The sequence below is a fragment of the Microbulbifer sp. 2205BS26-8 genome (assembly GCF_030731025.1).
Classification (GTDB): domain Bacteria; phylum Pseudomonadota; class Gammaproteobacteria; order Pseudomonadales; family Cellvibrionaceae; genus Microbulbifer; species Microbulbifer spongiae.
On record NZ_JAVAMR010000008.1, the window covers coordinates 72,525 to 94,749 of the forward strand.

The 22,225-nt window shown below is 51.9% G+C and carries 23 protein-coding genes and 1 tRNA gene; 17 read left to right on the forward strand and 7 right to left on the reverse strand.

Features of this window, described 5'->3' with window-relative positions; all coding sequences use genetic code 11:
• Window positions 1-5 precede the first annotated feature (5 nt).
• Window positions 6-680, reverse strand: coding sequence for a ChrR family anti-sigma-E factor (locus Q5Y71_RS04605; RefSeq protein WP_306040466.1), 675 nt, complete (start codon window positions 678-680; stop codon window positions 6-8).
• Window positions 681-687: 7 nt separating this feature from the next.
• The gene (locus tag Q5Y71_RS04610) at window positions 688-1,305 is read right to left on the reverse strand and encodes a sigma-70 family RNA polymerase sigma factor (RefSeq protein WP_306040468.1); all 618 of its coding nucleotides are present in this window, start codon (window positions 1,303-1,305) and stop codon (window positions 688-690) included.
• Between the two features lie 188 nt (window positions 1,306-1,493).
• On the opposite strand from Q5Y71_RS04610, the gene Q5Y71_RS04615 reads away from it, so the two are divergent.
• The 12 genes from Q5Y71_RS04615 to Q5Y71_RS04670 all read left to right on the forward strand — a co-directional run bounded on the left by Q5Y71_RS04615 (window position 1,494) and on the right by Q5Y71_RS04670 (window position 11,886).
• Window positions 1,494-1,925, forward strand: coding sequence for a nuclear transport factor 2 family protein (locus Q5Y71_RS04615; RefSeq protein WP_306040470.1), 432 nt, complete (start codon window positions 1,494-1,496; stop codon window positions 1,923-1,925).
• On the forward strand, window positions 1,926-2,705 hold the full coding sequence (locus Q5Y71_RS04620; protein WP_306040472.1) for an SDR family NAD(P)-dependent oxidoreductase: 780 nt from the start codon (window positions 1,926-1,928) through the stop codon (window positions 2,703-2,705). It abuts the gene before it with no gap.
• Window positions 2,705-3,955, forward strand: coding sequence for an NAD(P)/FAD-dependent oxidoreductase (locus Q5Y71_RS04625; RefSeq protein WP_306040474.1), 1,251 nt, complete (start codon window positions 2,705-2,707; stop codon window positions 3,953-3,955). Before Q5Y71_RS04620 ends, Q5Y71_RS04625 begins: the two co-directional genes overlap by 1 nt.
• Window positions 3,956-3,968: 13 nt before the next feature.
• Window positions 3,969-4,754, forward strand: a complete 786-nt coding sequence (locus Q5Y71_RS04630) for a DUF1365 domain-containing protein (protein ID WP_306040476.1) — start codon at window positions 3,969-3,971, stop codon at window positions 4,752-4,754.
• A gap of 2 nt (window positions 4,755-4,756) precedes the next feature.
• Window positions 4,757-6,025: a cyclopropane-fatty-acyl-phospholipid synthase family protein gene (locus tag Q5Y71_RS04635; RefSeq protein ID WP_306040519.1), complete on the forward strand. Its 1,269-nt coding sequence runs from the start codon at window positions 4,757-4,759 to the stop codon at window positions 6,023-6,025.
• Between the two features lies 1 nt (window position 6,026).
• Complete coding sequence (locus Q5Y71_RS04640) at window positions 6,027-6,542, forward strand: DUF2878 domain-containing protein (RefSeq protein ID WP_306040477.1); 516 nt, start codon at window positions 6,027-6,029, stop codon at window positions 6,540-6,542.
• Entirely contained in the window at window positions 6,535-7,239 is a 705-nt protein-coding gene (locus tag Q5Y71_RS04645) for a hypothetical protein (protein ID WP_306040478.1), read from the forward strand. The genes Q5Y71_RS04640 and Q5Y71_RS04645 overlap by 8 nt, the downstream gene beginning before the upstream one ends.
• A 192-nt stretch (window positions 7,240-7,431) precedes the next feature.
• Window positions 7,432-7,827 carry a glycine zipper family protein gene (locus Q5Y71_RS04650; protein WP_306040479.1) on the forward strand — a complete coding sequence of 132 codons (396 nt, stop codon included), beginning with the start codon at window positions 7,432-7,434 and terminating at the stop codon, window positions 7,825-7,827.
• A gap of 202 nt (window positions 7,828-8,029) precedes the next feature.
• Window positions 8,030-9,061 carry an NAD(P)-dependent alcohol dehydrogenase gene (locus tag Q5Y71_RS04655; protein WP_306040481.1) on the forward strand — a complete coding sequence of 344 codons (1,032 nt, stop codon included), beginning with the start codon at window positions 8,030-8,032 and terminating at the stop codon, window positions 9,059-9,061.
• Between the two features lie 842 nt (window positions 9,062-9,903).
• Window positions 9,904-10,140: a hypothetical protein gene (locus Q5Y71_RS04660; RefSeq protein ID WP_306040482.1), complete on the forward strand. Its 237-nt coding sequence runs from the start codon at window positions 9,904-9,906 to the stop codon at window positions 10,138-10,140.
• Window positions 10,141-10,251: 111 nt separating this feature from the next.
• Window positions 10,252-10,328 (forward strand) — tRNA-Pro (locus tag Q5Y71_RS04665).
• A gap of 559 nt (window positions 10,329-10,887) precedes the next feature.
• Window positions 10,888-11,886: a carbon-nitrogen hydrolase family protein gene (locus tag Q5Y71_RS04670; RefSeq protein ID WP_306040484.1), complete on the forward strand. Its 999-nt coding sequence runs from the start codon at window positions 10,888-10,890 to the stop codon at window positions 11,884-11,886.
• A gap of 293 nt (window positions 11,887-12,179) precedes the next feature.
• On the opposite strand, the gene Q5Y71_RS04675 is transcribed toward Q5Y71_RS04670, so the two are convergent.
• A complete protein-coding gene (locus tag Q5Y71_RS04675; RefSeq protein WP_306040486.1) occupies window positions 12,180-12,626 on the reverse strand; it encodes a DUF6265 family protein in 447 nt (148 codons plus the stop codon).
• A gap of 222 nt (window positions 12,627-12,848) precedes the next feature.
• Window positions 12,849-14,063: a sorbosone dehydrogenase family protein gene (locus tag Q5Y71_RS04680; RefSeq protein ID WP_306040488.1), complete on the reverse strand. Its 1,215-nt coding sequence runs from the start codon at window positions 14,061-14,063 to the stop codon at window positions 12,849-12,851.
• A gap of 702 nt (window positions 14,064-14,765) precedes the next feature.
• Here Q5Y71_RS04680 and Q5Y71_RS04685 point away from each other — a divergent pair.
• From Q5Y71_RS04685 to Q5Y71_RS04700, 4 genes are all read left to right on the forward strand, one after another.
• Complete coding sequence (locus tag Q5Y71_RS04685) at window positions 14,766-15,626, forward strand: delta-class carbonic anhydrase (RefSeq protein WP_306040490.1); 861 nt, start codon at window positions 14,766-14,768, stop codon at window positions 15,624-15,626.
• An 816-nt stretch (window positions 15,627-16,442) separates the two neighbouring features.
• Window positions 16,443-17,018 carry a hypothetical protein gene (locus Q5Y71_RS04690; protein ID WP_306040492.1) on the forward strand — a complete coding sequence of 192 codons (576 nt, stop codon included), beginning with the start codon at window positions 16,443-16,445 and terminating at the stop codon, window positions 17,016-17,018.
• Window positions 17,019-17,795: 777 nt separating this feature from the next.
• Window positions 17,796-18,317 carry a M91 family zinc metallopeptidase gene (locus tag Q5Y71_RS04695; protein ID WP_306040520.1) on the forward strand — a complete coding sequence of 174 codons (522 nt, stop codon included), beginning with the start codon at window positions 17,796-17,798 and terminating at the stop codon, window positions 18,315-18,317.
• A 1-nt stretch (window position 18,318) separates the two neighbouring features.
• A complete protein-coding gene (locus Q5Y71_RS04700; protein WP_306040494.1) occupies window positions 18,319-18,987 on the forward strand; it encodes a hypothetical protein in 669 nt (222 codons plus the stop codon).
• Between the two features lie 191 nt (window positions 18,988-19,178).
• On the opposite strand, the gene Q5Y71_RS04705 is transcribed toward Q5Y71_RS04700, so the two are convergent.
• The gene (locus tag Q5Y71_RS04705) at window positions 19,179-19,367 is read right to left on the reverse strand and encodes a SymE family type I addiction module toxin (protein WP_306040497.1); all 189 of its coding nucleotides are present in this window, start codon (window positions 19,365-19,367) and stop codon (window positions 19,179-19,181) included.
• A gap of 30 nt (window positions 19,368-19,397) precedes the next feature.
• The gene (locus tag Q5Y71_RS04710; RefSeq protein WP_306040499.1) at window positions 19,398-20,102 is read right to left on the reverse strand and encodes a helix-turn-helix domain-containing protein; all 705 of its coding nucleotides are present in this window, start codon (window positions 20,100-20,102) and stop codon (window positions 19,398-19,400) included.
• A gap of 839 nt (window positions 20,103-20,941) precedes the next feature.
• On the opposite strand from Q5Y71_RS04710, the gene Q5Y71_RS04715 reads away from it, so the two are divergent.
• Window positions 20,942-21,103 (forward strand): hypothetical protein, encoded by a 162-nt coding sequence (locus tag Q5Y71_RS04715; protein ID WP_306040501.1) that lies wholly within the window; start codon window positions 20,942-20,944, stop codon window positions 21,101-21,103.
• A 461-nt stretch (window positions 21,104-21,564) separates the two neighbouring features.
• Here the strand turns inward: Q5Y71_RS04715 and csrA are convergent, their stop codons facing one another.
• Window positions 21,565-21,753, reverse strand: a complete 189-nt coding sequence (gene csrA / locus Q5Y71_RS04720) for a carbon storage regulator CsrA (protein WP_301414324.1) — start codon at window positions 21,751-21,753, stop codon at window positions 21,565-21,567.
• Window positions 21,754-22,225: the final 472 nt, after the last annotated feature.

The following is a 22,225-nucleotide window of genomic DNA, read 5'->3' on the forward strand; positions in this document are numbered from 1 at the left end:
GCCTGTCACCCGGGCCGGAAGGAGATCAGCGGATTGAGCAACCAGCCACTGATCCCTGTAACAGCCACCGGCGCGCTCACTGCGGAGAGGCACACACAGGCCTGGTCCTGGGTGGCTATGGGTTTGTGCACCTGGCCCGGCTGACGCAGAATAAAATCCCCCCGCTTGTAGACGCCAAACTGGTCGGAGAAACTGCCGTTCAGCACAAGCGCGAGTTCGTTGCCGCGATGATCGTGTTCGGCCATCTCGCCGCCACTGCACAAGCGATGGAAAGCTACTTCGTAGTGTTTCTGCCCAGTCCTGAGCCGGCATATTTGCAGGGAGCGGGTCACTTTTTCCCAGCGCAGCGGGGGGTTTTGGGCCAGCAGCCTGCCCAGAACCGGGGGGACATCGGCGAGGGCTGAGTCGGGCGGGGGAGGCGGCGGGGTTTCACAATTGCCGGGTATTCCGTCGGGCGCCCGCTCAATGCGCGCCATTACCCGTTCAAAGGCGCCAGACTGCAAAGGCTGCGCGGGGCTTTGCCTGAGTATCGAACCGCCGAGGCTGTTCAGTGCATGGTACTGGCGGCGGCACTCTGCACACAATTGCACATGGGCTGCGATCACCAGGCTGGGGCCTAGCGGCAGGCTCCCCGAGGCATATTCCAGCAGCAGATTGTGATCTGGGTGATGGTGAATCATAGCGTACCTACCTGCTCAATCTGCCCTGGAGTTTTTTCATTGCCAGGCGCACGCGGGATTTGACCGTGCCCAGGGGCAGTTTCAACTCCGCGGAAATCTCACTGTGGGATTTGCCCTCCATATAGGCTTTTTCTAGAATATGGCCCTGTTCCGCCGGCAGGGCTTTCAGGCCTTCGGCAATGTCCCGCTCGTTGCGCTTGTGTTGTAAAGAGAGCAGTGGCTGGCTCTCCAGGGTTTCATCCCAGATATCGGCCACATCGATATCGTCGTCGCGGTTCCTGTGGCGCTGGCTGCGGCGCAGCATATCGATACGGCAGTTGCGCATGATGGTGTAGATCCAGGTGCTGGCAGAGGCTCTGTTGGCATCGAAGCGGGGGGCTTTGTGCCAGACCTTGAGCATCACTTCCTGCACCAGCTCGTCGCCCGCTTCGGTATTGAGATGCGCCGTGGTACGGCTGTGGTGAAACCCCTTGATCAGGGGGGCAAAATGCTGAAATACGCGCTCAAACGCCTGCCGGTCGCGCTTTGTGCCCACAAGCGTAAGGAGGAAAGACCAGTCATTTTCGCGGTCCTGGGGATCTCTCACGGCAGTTTCAGATCGGTTGAGTTTGTATCTCTGCACCATCTTAACGTTCTTTTCGGTGTTGTCGATCCTACTACGTATCACCGATGCAAATGGATCCAGCCGGGGCAGTTTTTTTATTGGTGCGCGTGTCTGAAAATGATCGGGATCGATTGTCGTGTTGTGATCCATACTCCCTGTAGGGACGTATCTCACCAGAGTGTGCAAGGCGGAATAAAATGGAAGCAACCATGAGCGGGCAATCGCTGATAAAGGAAGTGCAGAGTTACTACACGGATTTCCTGGTCAAGGATCCGGCGGATCTGGCCGAGATCTACAGTGAGGATGTGGTTTTTTGTGATCCGCTGCGTCGTGTTGAAGGCCTCCCGTCCCTGCAAGCGCACTTTTCGGATATGAGCCGGGGGCTTACCCAGTGCCGTTTTCAGTTTGACAAGGCCTCGATCGACCGAGACAGCGCCTGCCTGCCCTGGTATATGCACTACGCCCATCAGTCCCTGCGCGGGGGGCGCCCGCTGCGCTTGCGTGGCTGCAGTCTGTTGCGATATTCCGATAAGGTGTTTTATCACGAGGATTTTTTTGACCTGGGTGCCATGGTCTATGAACAGGTACCACTTTTGGGCTCGTTGGTGCGCTTTATCAAGGCGCGACTGGGAGGGCGTTGAGTGGTGAAACAGATTCGCAACAAGACACTGTGGGTGACCGGTGCCAGTTCCGGTATCGGTCGCGCCCTGTCGCTGCGGCTTGCCCGCCATGACAATATCGTCATTGCCTCTGGGCGGCGTTACGAGGCCCTGGCCGAGTTGCAAAAGCACTGCCCCGAGCGTATCCGCGTACTCGATTGCGATGTGGCCGATGACGATGCCATGGCGGCCGTCCCCGAGCGTTTGGGGGCGTTGACCGGTCATCTGGATATGGTGGTCGCCTGTGCCGGTACCTGTGAGTACGATGATGATCTGCAGCTCGATGGGCATAGTTACCGGCGGGTCTTCGATGCCAACTTCTTCGGTGTGGTCAATACCCTGCGCAGCGCCTTGCCACTGCTGGGCGCCAGTCCCGCACCGGTCTTTGCTGCGTTGGGCAGCCTGTCTTCGGTAGTGCCTTTTCCCCGTGCAGAGGCCTACGGCAGCTCCAAGGCCGCGCTGGATTACTTCCTCGGTGCAGTGCGTGCAGACCTCTGCCGTACTGCCTTGAAAGTGGTGCTGATTCGCCCCGGATTTGTGCGCACTCCACTCACTGAGCGCAATGATTTCGCAATGCCTTTTTTAATGAGCGCCGAACAGGCCGCGGAGCGTATCGAACTGGAGCTGTGCAAAGGGCGCAGCACCATCGATTTCCCCCGGCGCCTGAGCTGGCCTTTGCGGTTTCTGGGTAGCTGCAAGGCGCTTTGGTTCCATCTTTGTGTGCCCAAATTGACAAGAATTCGCACGTTAAGGAAGCACTGATGCGTATCGCCATTGTCGGCAGCGGTATTGCCGGGCTTACGGCGGCCTATCTGCTGAGCCGCAAACATGAGATCACTGTGTTCGAGGCTCGCGAGCGCCTGGGTGGGCACACCGCCACCGTGATGGTGCAGGAGGGGGATCGCGCGCTGGCGATCGATACCGGTTTCATTGTATACAACGACTGGACCTACCCGAACTTTATCCGCCTGCTGGAGACACTGGGTATTCAATCCCAGCCCACGTCCATGGGGTTTAGTGTGCGCTGTGAGCGGGAGGGATTCGAGTATGCGGGCAACAATCTGAATGCGCTGTTCTCCCAGCGTGCCAACCTGCTCAGTGCCGGCCACTGGCGCATGCTGTGGGACATTGTACGCTTCAACCATGGGGCCCTGCGGGACTGGCGCCAGGGGCGCCTGCACGAGGGCCTGACTCTGGGGGAATATCTGCCAGCCAACGGCTATTCGGCGGAATTTGCCAATCGCTACCTGGTGCCGATGGGGTCGGCTATCTGGTCTGCCAGCGTGGCGCAGATGCTGGAGTTCTCGGTCAGTTTCTTTGTGCGTTTCTTTTTTAATCACGGCCTGCTCAATGTGTTCCGGCGCCCCCAGTGGCGCGTGGTCAAGGGGGGATCGCGGGGATATATCGGCCCCTTGAGTGCGCCTTTTGCCGACCGTATACGCCTTTCCACGCCGGTAAACTCCGTACTGCGCGGGCCCGGAAGGGTGGATTTGGTCACCGGCGCCGGGGAAAAGGCGTCTTTTGACGGGGTGGTATTTGCCTGTCATTCGGATCAGGCCCTGAGGTGCCTGGGGGATGCCAGCGATTGTGAGCGGCAGATCCTCGGTGCCATTCCCTATGCCTGCAATCAGGTGGTTCTGCACACCGATACCCGCTTACTGCCAAAACACCGGCGCAGTTGGTCCAGTTGGAATTATCGCTTGTGCGCAGAGCGGGACCAGTTGCCGGTGCTCACCTATAACATGAATATTCTGCAGGGGCTGAAAACCTGCAAAACTTACTGTGTCAGCCTGAATGCGGGAGCGCGTATCGAGCCGGACAAAGTGCTTGCCCGGTTCGAATATGCCCACCCGCAATTTTCCGTGGCCGGCAGCCGGGCGCAGGCACAGTGGGCGCACATTAACGGGGTGAATCGCACCTGGTTTTGCGGGGCCTACTGGGCCAATGGGTTTCATGAAGACGGGGTGAACAGCGCCCTGCGCGTTGCCGAACAGTTGGGCGTGCGCTGGTGAGAGGGTTGGATTGATGGAGAGCGCCATCTACACCGGGTGGGTACAGCATCGAAGATTCGCTCCCCGTGCACACCGGTTCCGCTACAAGGTGTTTATGGTGTACGCAGACCTGGCGGAGCTGGACAGCCTGTGTGCGCTGTCCCCCTGGTGGTCCAGGAAACCCTGGGCGCCGGCGCGCTTTTGCCGGGAGGATTTTTTCGGTGATCCGTCCCTCAGCCTGGACGAAGCGGTGCGGCGCCGGGTTTGGGAAGCCTGCGGGGAGCGTCCACAGGGCCCCGTGCGCCTGCTGGCCAACTGGCGCTACTTTGGCTATAACATGAACCCCATCAGTATCTATTACTGTTTCGATGCGCGAGGCCAGGCGGTGCAATGGTTATTGCTGGAAGTCCACAACACCCCCTGGCAGGAGCGCCACAGCTATGTGTTGGACTGCCGTTCCGGTGCCCGGGTGCAGCGGGCTGCGTTTGCCAAGACATTCCATGTCTCCCCGTTTATGCCCATGGCACAGCGCTATCGCTGGCGAAGTACCACCCCTGGAAAGCGGCTTACTGCCTATCTGCAGAATGTCGACTCCAATGCGGCGGGGGAGGGCGAGTGCCCCCTGTTTGATGCCACCTTGAGTTTGCGCAGGCAGGATCCGAGTCCCGGCGTCCTCAACGGGGTTCTGATCCAGTACCCGCTCATGACCGTAAAAGTAATCACTGCCATCTACTGGCAAGCATTCAAGTTGTGGCTCAAGCGCAGCCCGGTGTTTGCACATCCCCGTGGTGGTCGCGGAGCTCGTACAGGAGAGAAGTAGTGATGAGAGCCGTGCAGGACACGGGGCGGACTTCGCAGGCCCCAATGGCGCGGGCCAGCAGGTCCCGGCTGATACAGTTTGCCCGCAAGCTGGTGCTGAACAAGCTGCGCCTGATCCAGCGGGGGCACCTGGTACTGGAAGAGGCCGGGCGCTGCTACAGCTTTGGCGAACCCCGGGAGCAGGCGCACCTGTGCGCGCATATCCGCATAGAGGACAGCAGTGTCTATATGCAGGTGCTGGCAAACGGTACCATCGGTTCCGGGGAGGCCTATATGCAGGGTGCCTGGCGCTCAGAGAGTCTGGTGGATGTGATTCGCCTGATGGTTGACAACATGGCGTTGATCGAGAATATGGACAGCCGCTGGAGCTACTTGCCGCGCAAGCTACTGCGCGGACTGCACCGTCTCAATGCCAATAACCGCAGCGGCTCGCGTCGCAATATCGCCGCACACTATGATCTGGGCAATGACTTTTTCCGGTTGTTTCTCGATCCCAGCATGCTGTATTCCTCGGCGGTATTTCCCTCGCAATCCGCCACACTCCACGAAGCTTCCGTCCATAAAATGGCACTTGTCTGCCGCAAGCTGCAGTTAAAGGCAAGCGATCACCTGCTGGAAATCGGCACTGGCTGGGGTGCCATGGCTATCTATGCTGCAAAACATTACGGCTGCAGGGTAACCACCACAACCATCTCCCGCGAGCAGTACGCGTATGCGCAGCAGTGGGTGAGCAGGGAGGGGCTGCAGGACCGCGTTACCCTGCTGTTGCAGGACTATCGCGATTTGCACGGGCGCTATGACAAACTGGTTTCCATTGAGATGGTGGAGGCCGTGGGGCACGAATTCCACCGGCAGTTTTTCTCCACCTGCAGCCGGCTCCTGAAGAAGGATGGGCTGATGCTCATGCAATCTATCACTATCCAGGATCAACGCTATCAGTATTACCGCAAAGAAGTTGACTTTATCCAGCGCTATATTTTCCCCGGCGGCTGCCTGCCATCAAATCAGGTGATCGCCCACCATATTGCCACAGCCACGGATCTGCAAATGGTGGGCCTGGAAGATATTACCGCACACTATGCGCGTACCCTGGGTGCCTGGCACCGGGCCTTTTTGGCCCGGGCAGACGAAGTGCGGGCACTGGGATTCGATGAGCGCTTTATCCGACTGTGGGAATTCTATTTGTGCTATTGCCAGGGTGGCTTCATGCAGAGAGTAATCAGTACCGCACAATGTGTCTTCGCCAAGCCGCGGTTTCTCGGCGGCTTTTGACATGTGGCGATTTGTCGCCAATGCCCTGTTGTTCGATATTGCCTGGCCCCTCTGCGTGATTGTGGCCAGGCCCTGGATCGTTGTGCCCTTTACCCTGATTAATCTGTTCCTGCACCTGGTGTTTGTGGCCAATTTGCGCAGGGAGCCCCTGTGGCTGGCCGGCGTCTTCCTGTTTGGTGTGGGAGTGGATTCGATCCTTTTTCACCTGGGGTTGTTACAGAATCAAAGTGGACACCTCTGGCCTCCGCTATGGCTGATATGCCTGTGGTTGAATTTTGCCATGACGCTCCGCTACAGCCTGGTTTTTCTACAACGCAATCTGTGGCTAGCGGCGTTACTGGGCGGGATTTTCGGACCCTTCAGCTACTATACAGGTGCCTTCCTCAATGGCACTGTGACATTACAGCAGCCCCTCTGGCAGTCCCTGCTGGTACTCTCGCTGCTCTGGGCCCTGATGCTGCCGGGGTTTGCCCGCATTGCCCGCAGCCAATACCTGAAGGAGAGGAAACATGCTTGAACTGCTCACCGCCCTGGCGGTGACAGCCGCAGGCTGCGGATACCAGGGGCCGTCCACAGCCTGGGGCCTGGCGTTCGACCCCGACAGCCAGTCGCTGGAATACTGCGAGTATTACCTGCCTTCGGCACAGAACCAAATCAAGGTCCTGTATTTTACTGCCGATGGGCAGCGCTTTGCCGAGAAAACCCTGCTGGACCACTCGGGCAGCCCCCGCGGCGGCACGGCGGTGCCGGAAGTGGTGCAGAGGGACTTTCGCCATGGGGAAATCCGCGAGGTGCGCCAGGAGCGGGGGCAGTGGCTGATGCGCTACCGAAAATCTGCGCATGCGGACTGGAAAACAGCTCGCTACGATCTTGCCGGTATCGATGTGGTGGATGCCGGCTTTGATGTCTATGTGCGCGAGCACTGGGCTGAATTGGTGCGCGGCGACACCCTGACTTTCAATTTCGCCTCACCCCTCCACGGCCGCGCGATTCGGCTGCGTGCGCGCAAGGTGGCCTGTTTTAATGCCCGGCCGCAAGCGGTGTGTATCCGCGTGGATGTTGCGCAACCGCTGTTGCGCCTGTTCGCGGGGAATCTCGACCTTGTCTACGATGGGGCCAGCCGCAATCTCCTGTGGTTTGACGGCGTGGTGAATATTCTCGATCCCAAGGCGCAAACCCAGCGTTTAAGAATTTACTACCAGTACAGTCCCTGACCTGCCCGCTGGCTTTGGCCAGTGTGTGGGAATAACCCCTCACCGGCGTGTCTCCTCCCAAGCCCGGCCAATTGGTCATTTTTTCCGTGTTTTTCTTCCCTGGGATACTGGCGCCAACTTCAACCAACAGCTACACCTAAAGAAGAAAAGCGTGACATCTCCGCTATTGGCTGTCGCTCTGAGGGGTATCCGATGAAAACGGGTTTTGCTGCCACCAATGGATTCTGCATGGTACTGATCGCGGCCTGTGCCGCCCAACCGGAGCAGGTACCCGGTGCCGGGGGCATCGTGATCGACACCTGGGGTGTCAACATCAATCAGTACCAGGCTGACCTTGTCGAGTGCAAGGGCATTGCCTACTCCACTTACAGCGACCAGGGGCGCCGCGGCCTGACCGGTGCTGCCGGGGGTGCTGTAGTTGGGGGTGCGCTGGGCGCCATTGTCGGTGACAGCAGCCGTTCGGCCGCTGCCGGTGCCGGTGCCGGTGCTTTGGTGGGCGGCCTCTCCGGCGCGGGCAGTGCCGGCTCTGAAGCCAATCAGATTATCAAGAACTGTCTGCGTGGCCGCGGCTATCGCGTGTTGAATTGATTTCTCCCGCCGGGGAGTGACCAGCTTCTCCCGCAGGTCCTCTGGTATACGGCAACCTCACAGGACTTGGTTCGGGCCGGGATAAACACCGGCCCTTTTTTTAGGGGTGTGCGCGGCCGATTGCCCGATGGGCTTCCCCCAATAGCACATTGAATTGCGGCAGACACCGGACAGCGCACTGGCAACAGCACTGGGAGCCATTATGTCTAACACGACCGGCATCAATGCCTATGCGGTTCTGCAAGCCGGCGGGCCGTTTCAACCCTACCGGGTTCGGATGGGTGCGCTGGGGGCGACGGAGGTGGAACTGGATGTCCTCTACTGCGGCATTTGCCACAGTGACCTCAGCATGATTGAGAACGAATGGGGGCTGTCCCAGTACCCGATGATCGCCGGGCACGAAGTGATCGGGCGGGTTGCGGCCACAGGCAGGCAGGTGAAGCGCTTTGCGCCGGGGGCGATTGTGGGACTGGGCTGGAATTCGGGGTATTGTGAAATATGTCACCTTTGCCGGATGGGGGACCGTAACCTCTGCAGGGAAGCCAAATTCACCGTGCTTACCAACGGGGGTTTTGCAGATAAAGTGCGCGCGGATGTGAACAGCCTGGTGGCGATTCCGGACAGGGTTGACCTCGTCTCTGCCAGTCCACTGTTGTGCGGGGGCATTACCGTCTTCAACCCGCTGCTGCAGTTTGATATCAAACCAACCGATAGGGTGGCGGTGATTGGCATTGGCGGGCTCGGGCACCTGGCGGTGATGTTTTTGAATGCCTGGGGCTGTGAAGTGACCGCTTTTACTTCCAGCGTGTACAAGCGCCGGGATGCACTGGCCCTGGGTGCGCACAACACCCTCAATTCCCTTGACCCGGCAGAGATTGAAGCGGCCGACTCGTACTTTGATTTCATTCTCTCGACAGTCAATGTCAATTTGGATTGGGATTTATACATCCAGGCGTTAAAACCAAAGGGGCGTCTGCACTTTGTGGGTGTTGTCGTAGACCCCATTCAATGCACGCTGCTGCCCATGATCCTCGGCCAGCGCACTGTGTCCGCTTCACCGGTGGGCAGCCCGGCGACCATGGAGACCATGCTGGACTTCTGCGCCCGCCACCGCATCAGACCCCGGGTGGAGGTTTACCCCATGCACCGGATTGAAGCGGCATTTCAGCACCTGAAATCCGGCAAGGCAAATTACCGGGTTGTGCTTTCGCGGGAGGGGGACACTCCTAATTGAACCAGCGCGGTGCTGGTAACTCTCTCCCGCTGATCCACTGGATATTCCAGACACCCTTGATTGATCACCGAGGAAATGTTCGGGTCAGTGGGTGGATGTGCTGCACTTTTGGTGGTTTGAGTCAAACAGCGGTCAGCGCGGCGCACTTGAATTGCATGGGTTTACCAACCTACCGGTTTTACACTCAAGCCTGTCTTCGCATTTTGAAAGTGCCTGCGAGTAATGTATTCTAACAGGCCAGGCACGAAGGCCAAAGTCATATCCTCCCGCTAAAGCCAGATACCATTGGTGCGAGCTTCCATAGACACCCACGTCGAAGAATGAACAAGCTTCGATGATTTGACACCTTCTTGACAAAAACCGCACAACAGGCTGACACACGAATTCATAGAATACGGACCTATAGCCATTGTGGCCAATGGGCCAGCGCCCCAAGTTTCAAGACCCGGAGCCCTATGCACGCTTATTTCTCGCTCAGCCGTTTTCGTGCGCCCTTTATTGGATTCCTCGCGGCCGGAGGCCTGGCTACCACAGTGCGCTGGGCGGTCATGGCACTGTTTGTCGGGCTGACTGATCGGCCTGTTTTGCCACCCTGATCGGTATTGCCTTCGGTGCGATAACTAATTATTGGCTTCAGCACCGGTTGGCTTTTCCGGATGCCGACATATATGCCCGGACATTTTTTCGCTACCTCGCCCCCTGTGTTCTTGCATAGAGTGCCAATGTGACTTTCTTTTTCCTGCTAACCCGAGTTGTCCATTTTCTCATCGTTACAGCACAGGTGGCCACTACCGCACTGGTAGCCGGCTTGAATTTTGTTGTTTATAAAAGATTGGTATTCCATGAAAAAAACTCTTAACGCGGTAGCAAACCATCTTGAGGGTGTGTTGCTGTCGATCATTGTACCGGTCTTCAACGAAAGCGCGATGCTGCCAATTTTTCTTGAGCGGGTGATACCCATCTTGAAAAATCTGCCTCAACCATCAAAAACCCGCCAGGGGCGAGGCCTTTGCATTAGAGGCGGGGGCAGCCCCGATGTGGTCCCCTTTGCTGCAGAAAAACACGCTGAGCGCATCTAAAATCCCTTTACAAGCAGTAGATTATACCGGTATTACGCACCGGTGCGCGCAGGGCGGTACAATCCTCTTTACAAGGGCCAGGCTTACCGCTACCATCCGCACCGCCTTTATCGGGGATTAGCGCAGCCTGGTAGCGCGTACCGTTCGGGACGGTAAGGTCGGAGGTTCGAATCCTCTATCCCCGACCAATTTTCTCTCCCCTCGCCGAAACAACAGAACCTACAGTCGAAGGAGAAAGTAACCTGCTCGGGTGTGGCATCCCGCCTCACGCATACCATCCATTCAAGGGTCCGAATCTAACAGCGCCTGTTGCCCTGCGTGTCTGTGGTTTATGTCCGTTTTGTCTACTGGCCTTCTCTTTGTTGCTCTCCGATCCACAGTATATTTTTTGCGAAGAGCCTGTCATGACGTTTCCCTGCAGTGCCGCATTACCGCGGTTGCTATATCCGGCGTACCCTTTTGCTTGCAGTCAATGGAAATGGCATTCTGACAGGGTTATGATGCGGCAGGGGAAAACCCCGCGGAGAAGCTGGTACCAGGGTCGTGGCTGTTTTGGCAGGTGCGACGATGTTAACCTTGTGGATCAACACTGTCCTCTCTAACCGGTAATCACGCTCCTGATGAACTCGGTCAGGTTATTGTGTTGGAAGGCCGAAATTTAGTGATGGTGAAGATAAGCATCACAGTTCGGTTGTTTTTCTGCTTTTCAGCTTTGTGCTATGTCTGTTGCAACCTGGGTAGACCTCTATGGAAATTTTTTCAGTTGCGGATAAGGTGCAGACAATTTCTGCTGTGGATAAAATCAAGGTCGCCCTTGCCCAGATCGCACCGGTCTGGCTGAAACGCGGGGAAACACTCGATAAAGTTGCCGGGGCGGTTGAACTGGCCGGCAGGCAGGGGTGTCAGTTGGTTGCCTTTGGGGAGGCACTGGTGCCCGGGTACCCGTTTTGGATTGAGCGCACGAATGGTGCCCGCTTCAATGATCCCAAGCAAAAAGCCATCTACGCGGAGTATCTTGCACAGGGTGTGGTCATTGAGGGTGGTCATCTGGAGACAATCTGCAGCCTTGCAAGGCAGTATGGTATTGCTGTGTATCTCGGCATTATGGAGCGCGCTGCGAACAGAAGCGGACACAGCCTCTATTGTACCCTGGTTTATATCAACCAGGAGGGGATGATCGGTTCTGCGCATCGTAAACTGCAGCCGACCTATGAAGAGCGCCTCGCCTGGGCGCCGGGGGATGGCAATGGATTGCGTGTGCACTCCCTGGGCCCCTTTACTGTGGGGGGCCTCAATTGTTACGAAAACTGGATGCCGCTGTCACGCGCGGCGCTCTATGCTCAAGGGGAAGACCTGCATGTGGCCGTTTGGCCCGGAGGGCTACACAATACAGAAGACACCACCAGATTTGTTGCCAAGGAAAGCAGAAGCTTTGTGATCTCGGTCTCCGGCCTGATGCGCCCTGCAGATTTTCCCGAGGATACACTGGCGCGGACGGAAATACTCGAGAATGCGGACCCATTTCTGGCAAATGGAGGTTCTTGTATTGCTGCGCCGGATGGAGCCTGGGTGGTGGCACCCCAGGTGGATAAGGAAATCCTGATCACCGCAGAGCTGGGCCACGCAGTTGTCAGGGGCGAGCGCCAGAACTTCGATCCCACCGGCCACTACAGCAGGCCTGATGTGACCCGCCTGGTGGTTGACCGCAAACGCCAGCAGCTTGCCGATTTTATTGATACCGAATAAAACCGGCTCGCGGTACAATCCCGGGCTTAAGCCCTGCTTTGGCCTATTGCTTCTTGGGGCGAGAGCTGCCAGGCAGTTTCCTTGTGGTTAGAGCTGGAGAAGCCTGCTTGAGATTGCTGTTGCGGAGGATTTCCCGCTCAACAGAGTTTTCTGCTATGGACACTATCATAAAACGCTTGCTTTACAGCCAAGTCATCAATAGGGATTTCACGTTTTCCCACGGCTGCTTCTGTAACAGGAGAACAGTGGTATTATGCCTATTCAAACAATAGATCTCCTGTGCTGGTGGCTTTTTATTTAATCAGAGTACTGCGGTCAAAATTGAGCTTAAACCCTTTATTTCCACTACTCGCAACTAATACCGAGAGATTTCCTGCACTGTTATAGGAATATTGAATCGATTGTGGAAAATCATGATCAATGTTCTCGAAGTGCAGCCGGTCTTTTGAACAGGAGACCAATTTAAAGGCGATGGGCAGAGTATTTTCTGAGACTTTGGCAAGGTAAAAGATATTTTCAGCCATATTTACCAGTCTGAGCGACTCATAGCCGGAGTTTTTGCCACTGCTGAGAGTGACTTCACTGTAGCCTTCATAGGTATCGTCACTGACCTTACTCCAATGTTCCTTATAGGTTCGCTGGGAGGATTCGGAAACCCAACTGCCCAGGATCCAGTCAAGTGCATCCAAAGAACGGCAATCCGTCGATGCCTGGGTGAGTGGTGCAAAAATAATGGTCAATAATATCGCATATCTCAGTAAATACATGGTGGTCACACCCTTTGATCAAACTATGCTTGCAGTAATAATACTGAGTTTGTTGTAAAAATCCGGCCCCGATCATTTATCCAAATGGGACCGGGTCTTACTCACGGCGGCGTATTTTCCCAGCGTCCATGCCCTTTACACCGACAGGGATGGCTTAATGGCGGTCAATATTAAACCATCCCGATCTCTATTGGACTAATTTTGTATGATCTTGTAGATGTCTCCATTTATGTCACAGATATACAGTTCTCCGAAATAGTCTTCACCAAAGCTTGAAATTCTACTAATGCTGCCGCTGCTCGGAGCCAATTCTGCGGTGCGGTCAGTGTACTCGGATACCGTGTTGCCGTCATACTTCAGCGACCAGATCTGGTTGGAACAGTAATCGGCAAAGAAATAGGTTCCGTCCAGCCAGGGTATGCTGGTGCCTCGATAGACATAGCCACCGGTGAGGGAGCAGCGGAAAGGGGAGCCGCCGTGACTGTATTCCCAAATTGGGAAGTCCAAGGTGTTGGGATTCGGGCAGCCGCTGGTATTATACGCATTGTTGCCTTCGTAGCAGCGCCATCCCCAGTTGTTGCCGCCACTACTGGAGGCTGGTTGAAAATTGATTTCCTCCCAATTGTTCTGGCCGACATCACCAATCCAGAGGTCGCCGGTGTCGCGGTCAAAACTGGAACGCCATGGGTTGCGCAGGCCGTAGCTCCAGATTTCGTCTCCAAACGGATTGCTCGCAGGAATCGAATAGGGCAGCGAACTCACATCAATACGCAGCATCTTTCCCAACAGGTCATTGAGGTTCTGCGCGCGGTTATCCGGATCACCGCCTGAGCCGCCGTCACCCATACCGATGTACAGGTAACCATCGGGACCGAAAGCCATCCAGCCACCATTGTGGTTGGCAAAAGGTTGGCTGATGGAAAATACAACCTGCGCAGAGTCGGGGTTCGCTGTTTGCGGATTGGTACTGGAGCGTTGATAGCGTGTTACAAAGGTTCGATTGTTTTGGGTATAGTTGATATAGAGAAAGCCGTTGTTTGCATAATCGGGGTCGAATGCGAGGCCGAGCAGGCCCTGTTCAGAACTGGTGTTTAAGTTGCTGATCGACAGGAAAGTCGAGACCAAGGCGCCGCTTGCCCGATCAAGGATCTTGATCCGCCCGGTGGACCCGGAACGCTGTTCAACCACATAGATCCAGTCGGGATTCGTTCCATCATGGGTTACAAAAACCGGCCGGGTCAAGCCGCTGGCGAATTCAAAAGATGATAAGACGCCAGTTTCAACAAGCTGTATCTGTTCCTGTTGGGAATTCCCGGAGAGAGAGGCGGGTGCTTGCGGTAATGGTGACGCCTGCAGTGCCGTGATGCTCAGGCCCAATACAGCCAAACTGATGAGGGTTGTGATTGACATTTGTACTCTTCTCCTTGAGTTTCTTGTATGTTATGTGGAGTGCAAGCGCTAATATAATTATTTCAGCGCATTGGAGTGTATAAAATTCTTTGCCAGCCAGATAGCCTTATCGGCGCAAGTATTACCCGAGGCGGTCCAGGGCATGAATTGTCCGCTATGACAGGACGAAAATACCGGTTTTTGAATAGAATTTATCCAGTGCCTGATGGTTTTTAGTTGCAGTCTGCACCTATTTTGGTGAAAAGGAGATAGTCTGTAGGCCCAACTGGGCTCCTGTCTCCTGCCAGTGCGTTGAGCCGTGTGGAACAAGAGAGACAAAGAGGGGGGGGGTACTCCTGGATTCAAGAAAAAACGCGCTAACGCCTGTGACAGAGTAGGACTGCTGAAGCAGAGTTCACACAGGCACCCGGTTCACACAGGCACCCGTAAGAGCGATAGACTGTGTAAACAGGGCAATTCCCGGCGCCAACCAACCCGCTTACAGCGTCTGGATGTCAGTGATGGCGATTGTTGATAGGCCCGTGCTGCACGGAAAACCTGTAGCGGATGGCAGAGGCAGGAGTGTCTGGCGTCTGGACATACTATACAACGCACTCTGTGAACTTGGACTCCGGCCGGGATGGCAGGCGTCTCAGCAGCTAGTATGAGCACGATGGTAATCCAGACATTTTGGCTATCTTTTTATAAACCCCGGGAGATCTTATGAAGCAATTAGCCTGCTTATTATCACTGACAACAGTGGTTCTATCACCCAGTGTTACAGCTGAATCCCGTCATTCGGGTACGGTTGGCGACGCAGTAATTGCCAAGCAACGGCTAAATCTTAAAAAAAATACCCAGGGTAAAGGGTTTGGTCCCCAGTCCCCGCGTAACATCGATTCCCTATCGGGGAATAATCAGATTGTTTTTGCCGCGGCGCCTGCCTACAACGAAATGCATTTATGCAACATACATTTTCACAAGTCTGCCGAGCATGCAGGCGGTCAATATGCAAAATATGCGGGCAACGGTGACGGAAATGGGTATCAAACCGGGTACGTTTATTCAGGCAAGTTAACCCAGGGCGAGATTTTACCTGTGAGCCGAGAGATATGCTCTGGCAAGCATGGCAGTCTCCAGTCTGGAGACACTATCGAGGTGCACTATGTGCATTCCTCGGCCCAGGTAAAACCCGGTCCTACACTGGGTGCCTGCCTGAGTGACTCGATCAAGAACCCACAATTACGTGTGGAAGCCCAGGTTGTTGTTTTAGTCAATGATAGCAGTGCGATGAACTTTATGGTGCTGGCCAAGCTTGGTCAAAAAAATACATTTTACCAGGCCCTAAATATACCCGATAATACCGGCACACCCATTGTGTACAGTGGTTCTACAACGGGTCCTGGCTACAATGAAGTGGGTTCCCCATTCCAGGTAACCTGGAGCGTTCGTCCCAATGTTGCCAAGGTCAATATAGAGACCGTTGGGAAATGGTGTGAAGAGAATGTTTTCAATGAAAATCATGCGCATGGTGTAAGAAACCTTGTGATGAATACAGACCTCTTATCTCCCATTGAGCAGTAACCTAGCAATACAGCCTGTATTTCCGATTGGCTGTGGTTGTAGATCTGGTTTATAGGTTTAAATAGGACTGGAGGGGCTGGCGCTGATGAGTACTGCCAGAGCACCTGGACGATGGGATTGAACAGTACGGCCTGTGGGCCCCATCTGTACCACTTACCAAATTAAAAAAATGGGTTATAGTCAGCTCCTTCCGTCGAGTGCTCACACCAATTCAGGAGGAGGATAAATAATCTAATTCTTTCAACTTAATAAATTCTCAATGTGTAGATTGATTTGTCTGACAGAAAATAAAAAACAAAAAATACGCGGCAATCTATAGCATGTAAATACGCCAAAAACTCGTAATTACTTATTATTTAGATGGGATTATCAATTTATTAATTATTCTTAAAATCATATTGAATATAACAGCTCTAAATTGTTAAGTTGGCATGAAATTACACTTTCATTCCTTGTCACCATATCCAGCACAAAAACAGAATTGACTTTAACAGTAGCGCATTGAAGCCCTGTTATTCAGAGTGTTCGATTATTTATTTTGTTGTTCCCTATTGGCAATTATCGCGATCATCAGCAGCCGCACAAAGTAAATCGCGCCTCCTCAGGCATCTGTTATATCCGGAGCTGCCCAGCACCAGCAAAAAAGAGGCTTGAATTGGCAAGAAAGGTGCAGGCTGCAAGTACGGCATTGCCCACAAAATCAGCTTTACCATACTAAAAAGGATAGGGTATGGTAGCAGCAGAGGTGGAGGGGTAGAGTTATGCTGTACTGAAATCACAATAATTACGTTAACTTGTAGAAAGGATTAAATAACAATGAAATATTTAACTTTAATGGTAGTATTTGTTTTACTCGTCCCGCAATTTGTACTCGCGTCCGAAAAAGCTATTAAAGTCTCTGAGGTTTCTGTAATATATAATCGCAATGGTGACTTTTACAATTTTCATATTAATACTCAACACGGCGAACCAAAAATTATAGAGAACTATAATGAGAATGATGATCCACTTTGGCGGATGCGTGTAACCACAAAGCAACAATATATGGATGACGATCTTTATATCCCAGTCGCTTTTAAAATAGAGGAATATGTTAATGGGTCCTGGCAATTATTGGGTTATCCGGAATTTATGGGCACATCCCCTGGCCAGGAAGCGTATTTAAGATGGGATAATGATGATACAGATTACTATGAGTTGTTCGTAACGACACAGCCTGGCAATAGTGAATCGGAGATAAAAAGTTTTGAAAAGTGCAGTTCTAACGACTCAACAACAGCGCTGCCCTGTTGTGAAAAAAGATGCAGAGATGATAATCGGTGGAGACTTGTTTGCTGTGATCCCTTTGGGTGCTGCCGATGCGGTGTCTGTTGTATACCTGATCCACAATGATAATATAAAAAACCCCTTGCTTGGGGCTTTTTATATTTAAATCTTCTCTATGCAAAAATTACCCTTGAAATAGGTACTTTCAGGCACCACCAATTGCTCTAAGGAAATTAAGTGGCTCTTTATAGATAAAGCTGGGATTGAGATAATCGGTTGATTATCCTAAACAGTGTTGTATCATTACTGAGTTGCTGGCAAGGACTGCCATAGTAAGTCAATCGCTGAGCTATGGTAATCCTCCCATTTTTAACTTCAGAAAAAAATGGGAGGACTAACTCCTATCTGAACAACCAGATAGATTTTCTCTAGTCGCCTGATTTTTAACGATCAAATGGGTCAAAAGCCACTCAGAGAAAAGTCGATTCTTGGCGGCAGCATTACAGCGCCTGGAAGGACAGCGATCTATCTTGGGTGGTTTATTGTCAGTGGTAGAGTGCTCCACTGGGTATAGAGTTTACAAACCACTGCATACTCAACAGAAAGCTGGCCCAAAATTTTCCTTTTGTCAATCTTATCCGATTTCACGGCATCTTTGCGCCCAATAGCAAGCACCGGATTCTTAATTACTTCGGTTTTTCTTGGCAGTAAACAGGGCAGTCCGACATTTCCAGGGGATGACTGGCTCCCTAAGCGCTGTATAGAATGGCAAGAAACAATGACCTGGATGCAGCGACTTAAACGGGTTTTGAACATCAGTATTGAAGCCCGTGGACGTTGCCGCGGTTACGTCAAGGTGAGTGCCGGGATTGAAAGTCCGATATTAATCAAGCACATCCCCAGATCTCTTGGGCAGAAAGCCGCTCATTTCGACACTCCTCGCCATGCACTGCCACCAGATTCGGTTATAACTCTTTTTCAGAGGAAATAGCTAAGAGTTTGTCTACAATAGCTGGTACAGAAGCAGGCGGTGATATTTTAAGAGGAATTGTAGCGTCGAAGGGTGAAATTACGTTTGAATATAGGAGAGGAGTATTCGCTGCCGAAGGTGAATGGTTTGGGAAAAATTCTACTATTTACTTCGACCCTAATCATGTTGAATCAATAGTGACCTCTGGGAATATTTTCAGAAATGCAAACACAACTATGGTGCTTTCTCACGAACTTTGTCATGCGTGGAATAACGCTGCTTCAGGTTGGTTTGGTAGCGGCGTACCCCGAATAGGGAATGCCATTAGAGGGCTGCCTGGGCAAGAGATGTGGGCTACAAGGCATACCAACCTAGTTCGCAGACAACTGGGATATAAATATATACGCACACACTATAGCCATAATGGTAATCAATTTTGTGTCGAGGGTTGCTAAAGTGAAATTGGCTAATCTATTGATTCCACTTGTAATTGTATGTTTTGTAGGTTGCCAGGAATCAAGTACTCACTGGGACGGTAGTATTGAGAAATTGCCCAAAGTCGCCCAATCTTGCGTTACCAATTGGGTTGGTAATTACTACACGATTAAGGAAGCAGAAATTTTTATTGATCGGAACATCGGTAAGCCTGATAAATCGTTAATTGTTAAGTCTGGTATATCCGGTAGAGCATCATATGAATTATTTGGTATTCTCGAAATGGACGGTGAGTTTAAAACCATTTATATTAGCCCAAAGTATGATAACCCAATAATTGAAAAGGTTTCAAGTGATAATGCAGCACAATTCGCTGCAGTACTTGAGAAATCAAGTTCTATCGAAAGCAAAATTATCAAGAATAATTTTCAGAATCTCAGCCATGTGCCTTGTGAGTTTATTCGCTTTAGCTCACCGAAAAAGCAAATTAATATCGTTTATATTGGTTTGATTAACGACTCGGAACTTGACCACGCTACAAAGTTATTCTTTGATCTCAGAAAAGAATCTACCAAAAGAATGAATGGAAAGATTGCCGAAAATACTGAAAGAAAAATCCCTTCAGAAGAAGAGTTAATTTTATTGAAGAATAGAATTTGGAATAATCTATTTTTTGAAATGAAGCAATAAATTTACGAATGGCGCCGCTACGTAGAGAAGGTGGAGTAAAATCTTGACACAACAGTTTTTACAGAGATCTCGTTTTGAGATCGAGTCCTTTCCGCTACCGGAGAAAAAGGGAACGCTTCCTCTTTTTTCCCGACCCCACCAGCAAAGCCTCGGCAGGGATAACCAGCCAGGGCTTTGTTGTTTTGGGTTGCTCAGTTTTTGTCGCTTTCCTGTTCGGGTTGATCCACGGCCAACACCAGGAATCCCGGCATCACCCGCACGCGCACTGGGGCTTGTATGTTGAACCCGGCGGCGGCGAGCCAATGGTCTCCCATCCGCAACCAGGGTACTTGCTTCGAGGGTCGCGGGGGCCAGTGGCCCGGATACTCGTAATTCTTCATTGGCCATTATCCATTAAATCGAATAGCCAATTAACGCCAACGATAACTAATAAAAAAACAACCAAGGCTGCCAGCTAAAAACATCATTGCCGGTATAATGAACCATTGCAGTATTGTATTAACGCCAACATAAGGGTCTGCGTACAGTTTATAGAGGCGTTTGCCTCCATCGACCTCTTCGAGATAAGTCCTGCCGCGATTAATAGATGAAATATTATCCAGCTGATCAACTCGACTTGTCATTTCCTGCTTCAGTTTGTCAAAATCACGACGCTCATCTTTAGAGCCGCTGGTGCTCATGTTAAGAATTGAGAAGGCATCCAAGCTCTCTCCAGCCAGCAAAACACCTTGACTGCGATAGTGATACTGGCGTTCAGTGCGACTTAATGTACTGGCACCCATTAACGCCCCGCCGAACATAAGGAACACCAATCCAGTGATTAGCCATCGTCGAAATGCCAACTTGTGAGATTGATGCTTTGCCAACACCACTTTACGCACTTCACTCACTTCTTTTAACTTTTCCAGTTCATTGGAATCTATCGTCTCGCTCATCTGTTGCGAATTAATATGATATACACGGCTTAATTTTGAAAATATATCTTCCGATGGAAAACACTTGCCAGTTTCCAGTTTTGACAAATATGATTGCTCAATTTCAATTTTTTCAGCGGCTTCAGGCTGAGTCCAGCCCGCTTTTTCTCTTAGGCTTCGAAGGTATACACCAAATTTCATTATAGATTTCCTTGATATAATTTAATCTTTAATCTCATCGACTTGACCTCCAATATTCTTAGCAAGTCTTAACAGGAATACTATTAGAATAACCCACGAATACTTAGGAATATTGCTTAAAATTGTCCAAACGGTGTTGTTAAAAATAAAATTATCTATTTTAGGCGCTCTTCAATACCAAGACTGACTCGGTAAAATTTATCACAATGCTTGGAAGGCACACTGCCCAATAACCCTCGCCATTCGTAAGCACGCTCGCAATATCTCTTGGTGCTGCAATGGTATGTAGCTGAGCCAAACGGGATTGTTAATGCTTAATAACGCACTCTATTCTGACTTCGTTATGGAACGAGTTGCCATAGGTTGTAACACAATGTGGCTTTTTCTCGCTTAACGACAATACTCTTGTCGTCGCGGCATTACCCTTGCCGCTCTTTTATCCACCGAAATATAAAATTTTCATGTTCTACCTAACTAACAGGCTGCTGAAAAAGTCCCTTTAACGAAATTTTTACCTTAACTCTTATAAAATCAGAAAATTCAGAGCCTACAAAACAAGTGTTTTTTTGATTCTAAAACTTCAAGATGATGATGCTTTAATTCAAAATCCGAGTTTTTCAGCAGCCTGCTAATCTAATATGCTCTTTTTGCACGCTATTGTAACAATAGTCTTACCACAGCAAGCGTTTTTGATTGCTTTATATTCACGCCATTTAGGCATGAATGTAAGCAGCGAGATTATACATGAAAATTGATGAGCTTCCCATTGCGCCAAACGTGCGCAAACACTATTGCGCGCTGCAACCAAGAACCTCCAAAAGACAACAGGGAGTGAAACTATGTGTAAGGTTCACCAACGACCGGTCATTGCCGGCAACGCAATCACCACCGATGTTGGAGAGCGTTTCAACCTGAATGCGCTACACCATGCAAGCGCGGGTGAAAAGCGAAATGGCCCAACCAACTGGCTTGCCCTTGAATCAACACACCAGTTGATCTAAGGGCCCACTAATCCATACGGCACGGAACCCTATCCGCGCATGGCATTGGTAGCGTGGTCTAGGTTTTAGGTGAGGGCGCTTGCTATATTTGTGGGCGTTTGCCCTGTCTCTATACCCCACAGCCCGCCACGGCAATACAACCGCTTGCTGGCAGAAAGCATGGATGAAGTCTTTCCAGAAGTACCCATTCGCCAATGGGTGCTGAGTTTTCCTTCCCAGCTGCGATTTCTACTGGCTCGCTAATTGGACCTGATGGGCGGGCACGTCCGTGAATAATGCAGAGTGTTGGCGATTTACTAGTAGAGCAGGAGGGAAGAATACCCCTCTCTCAGGATCGTATGAGGCATGGATGCCGATTACGAGCGTACAAGGATGTATTCACAGCGTGTCCTGGGAGAGGGGTATTCTTTCCTTCCGGCCCGGTAGTATGACGGACCCTCCCTACCGGGAGAATCCGTTTCTCAACCATTTTCACTGTCCAGCGCCCGCTCCTTTTGAATGCGCAGATACACTTCTTCCCGGTGCACGGGCAGGGATTTGGGGGCGGCGATGCCCACCCTGACCTGGTTGCCGGAAATACCCAATACGGTGACGGAAACATTTTTTCCAATTCTGAGGTTCTCGCCTGGCCGGCGTTTTACAACCAACATAAGTCTTTCCTTCCGGATCGCAAATCCTGGATTGATTTTTCGTGATGGGAATAGCTGGAAAATAACGACTGGAGGCAAAGCAGGGTGGGGCACGGGAACGGTAGGCGGTAAAGCAAAACAGGCGCGTGCAACGCTTCCAGAGCCTGGGCAACCACCCCTGGCGTCTGATAATGTCCCACTTTATTGAAGACGAGCGGGCTTCTAGCGTATTATCCATAGAGCCATTTTGATAGTGATGTTATCAATTTGGTTAGCTGGCCCCTGGTGTTGCACCACCTTGGGTCAGCGCCTTTTACTTACGCTCAGGTCACGTACCGTTCTCCTGTTGCAGGGAGGGCTTTTAGAGACTATGCCCGGGCTGGAAAATGCCCGGATTTTTTTGGGCCTTATGGGTTAGCAGACATTGGCCCAATCACGGCCCCAATACCGCTGAATGCACCTGGATTCTACGCCGCTTTGACACGAAAGAAAA

Bases quoted from the DNA above. Each gene is read 5' to 3' on its own strand.
- Q5Y71_RS04605 (WP_306040466.1), bottom strand. From the start codon at position 680: ATGATTCACCATCACCCAGATCACAATCTGCTGCTGGAATATGCCTCG.
- Q5Y71_RS04610 (WP_306040468.1), bottom strand. From the start codon at position 1,305: ATGGTGCAGAGATACAAACTCAACCGATCTGAAACTGCCGTGAGAGAT.
- Q5Y71_RS04615 (WP_306040470.1), top strand. From the start codon at position 1,494: ATGAGCGGGCAATCGCTGATAAAGGAAGTGCAGAGTTACTACACGGAT.
- Q5Y71_RS04625 (WP_306040474.1), top strand. From the start codon at position 2,705: ATGCGTATCGCCATTGTCGGCAGCGGTATTGCCGGGCTTACGGCGGCC.
- Q5Y71_RS04630 (WP_306040476.1), top strand. From the start codon at position 3,969: ATGGAGAGCGCCATCTACACCGGGTGGGTACAGCATCGAAGATTCGCT.
- Q5Y71_RS04635 (WP_306040519.1), top strand. From the start codon at position 4,757: ATGAGAGCCGTGCAGGACACGGGGCGGACTTCGCAGGCCCCAATGGCG.
- Q5Y71_RS04640 (WP_306040477.1), top strand. From the start codon at position 6,027: ATGTGGCGATTTGTCGCCAATGCCCTGTTGTTCGATATTGCCTGGCCC.
- Q5Y71_RS04645 (WP_306040478.1), top strand. From the start codon at position 6,535: ATGCTTGAACTGCTCACCGCCCTGGCGGTGACAGCCGCAGGCTGCGGA.
- Q5Y71_RS04650 (WP_306040479.1), top strand. From the start codon at position 7,432: ATGAAAACGGGTTTTGCTGCCACCAATGGATTCTGCATGGTACTGATC.
- Q5Y71_RS04655 (WP_306040481.1), top strand. From the start codon at position 8,030: ATGTCTAACACGACCGGCATCAATGCCTATGCGGTTCTGCAAGCCGGC.
- Q5Y71_RS04660 (WP_306040482.1), top strand. From the start codon at position 9,904: ATGAAAAAAACTCTTAACGCGGTAGCAAACCATCTTGAGGGTGTGTTG.
- Q5Y71_RS04670 (WP_306040484.1), top strand. From the start codon at position 10,888: ATGGAAATTTTTTCAGTTGCGGATAAGGTGCAGACAATTTCTGCTGTG.
- Q5Y71_RS04680 (WP_306040488.1), bottom strand. From the start codon at position 14,063: ATGTCAATCACAACCCTCATCAGTTTGGCTGTATTGGGCCTGAGCATC.
- Q5Y71_RS04685 (WP_306040490.1), top strand. From the start codon at position 14,766: ATGAAGCAATTAGCCTGCTTATTATCACTGACAACAGTGGTTCTATCA.
- Q5Y71_RS04690 (WP_306040492.1), top strand. From the start codon at position 16,443: ATGAAATATTTAACTTTAATGGTAGTATTTGTTTTACTCGTCCCGCAA.
- Q5Y71_RS04705 (WP_306040497.1), bottom strand. From the start codon at position 19,367: ATGAAGAATTACGAGTATCCGGGCCACTGGCCCCCGCGACCCTCGAAG.
- Q5Y71_RS04710 (WP_306040499.1), bottom strand. From the start codon at position 20,102: ATGAAATTTGGTGTATACCTTCGAAGCCTAAGAGAAAAAGCGGGCTGG.
- Q5Y71_RS04715 (WP_306040501.1), top strand. From the start codon at position 20,942: ATGTGTAAGGTTCACCAACGACCGGTCATTGCCGGCAACGCAATCACC.
- csrA (WP_301414324.1), bottom strand. From the start codon at position 21,753: ATGTTGGTTGTAAAACGCCGGCCAGGCGAGAACCTCAGAATTGGAAAA.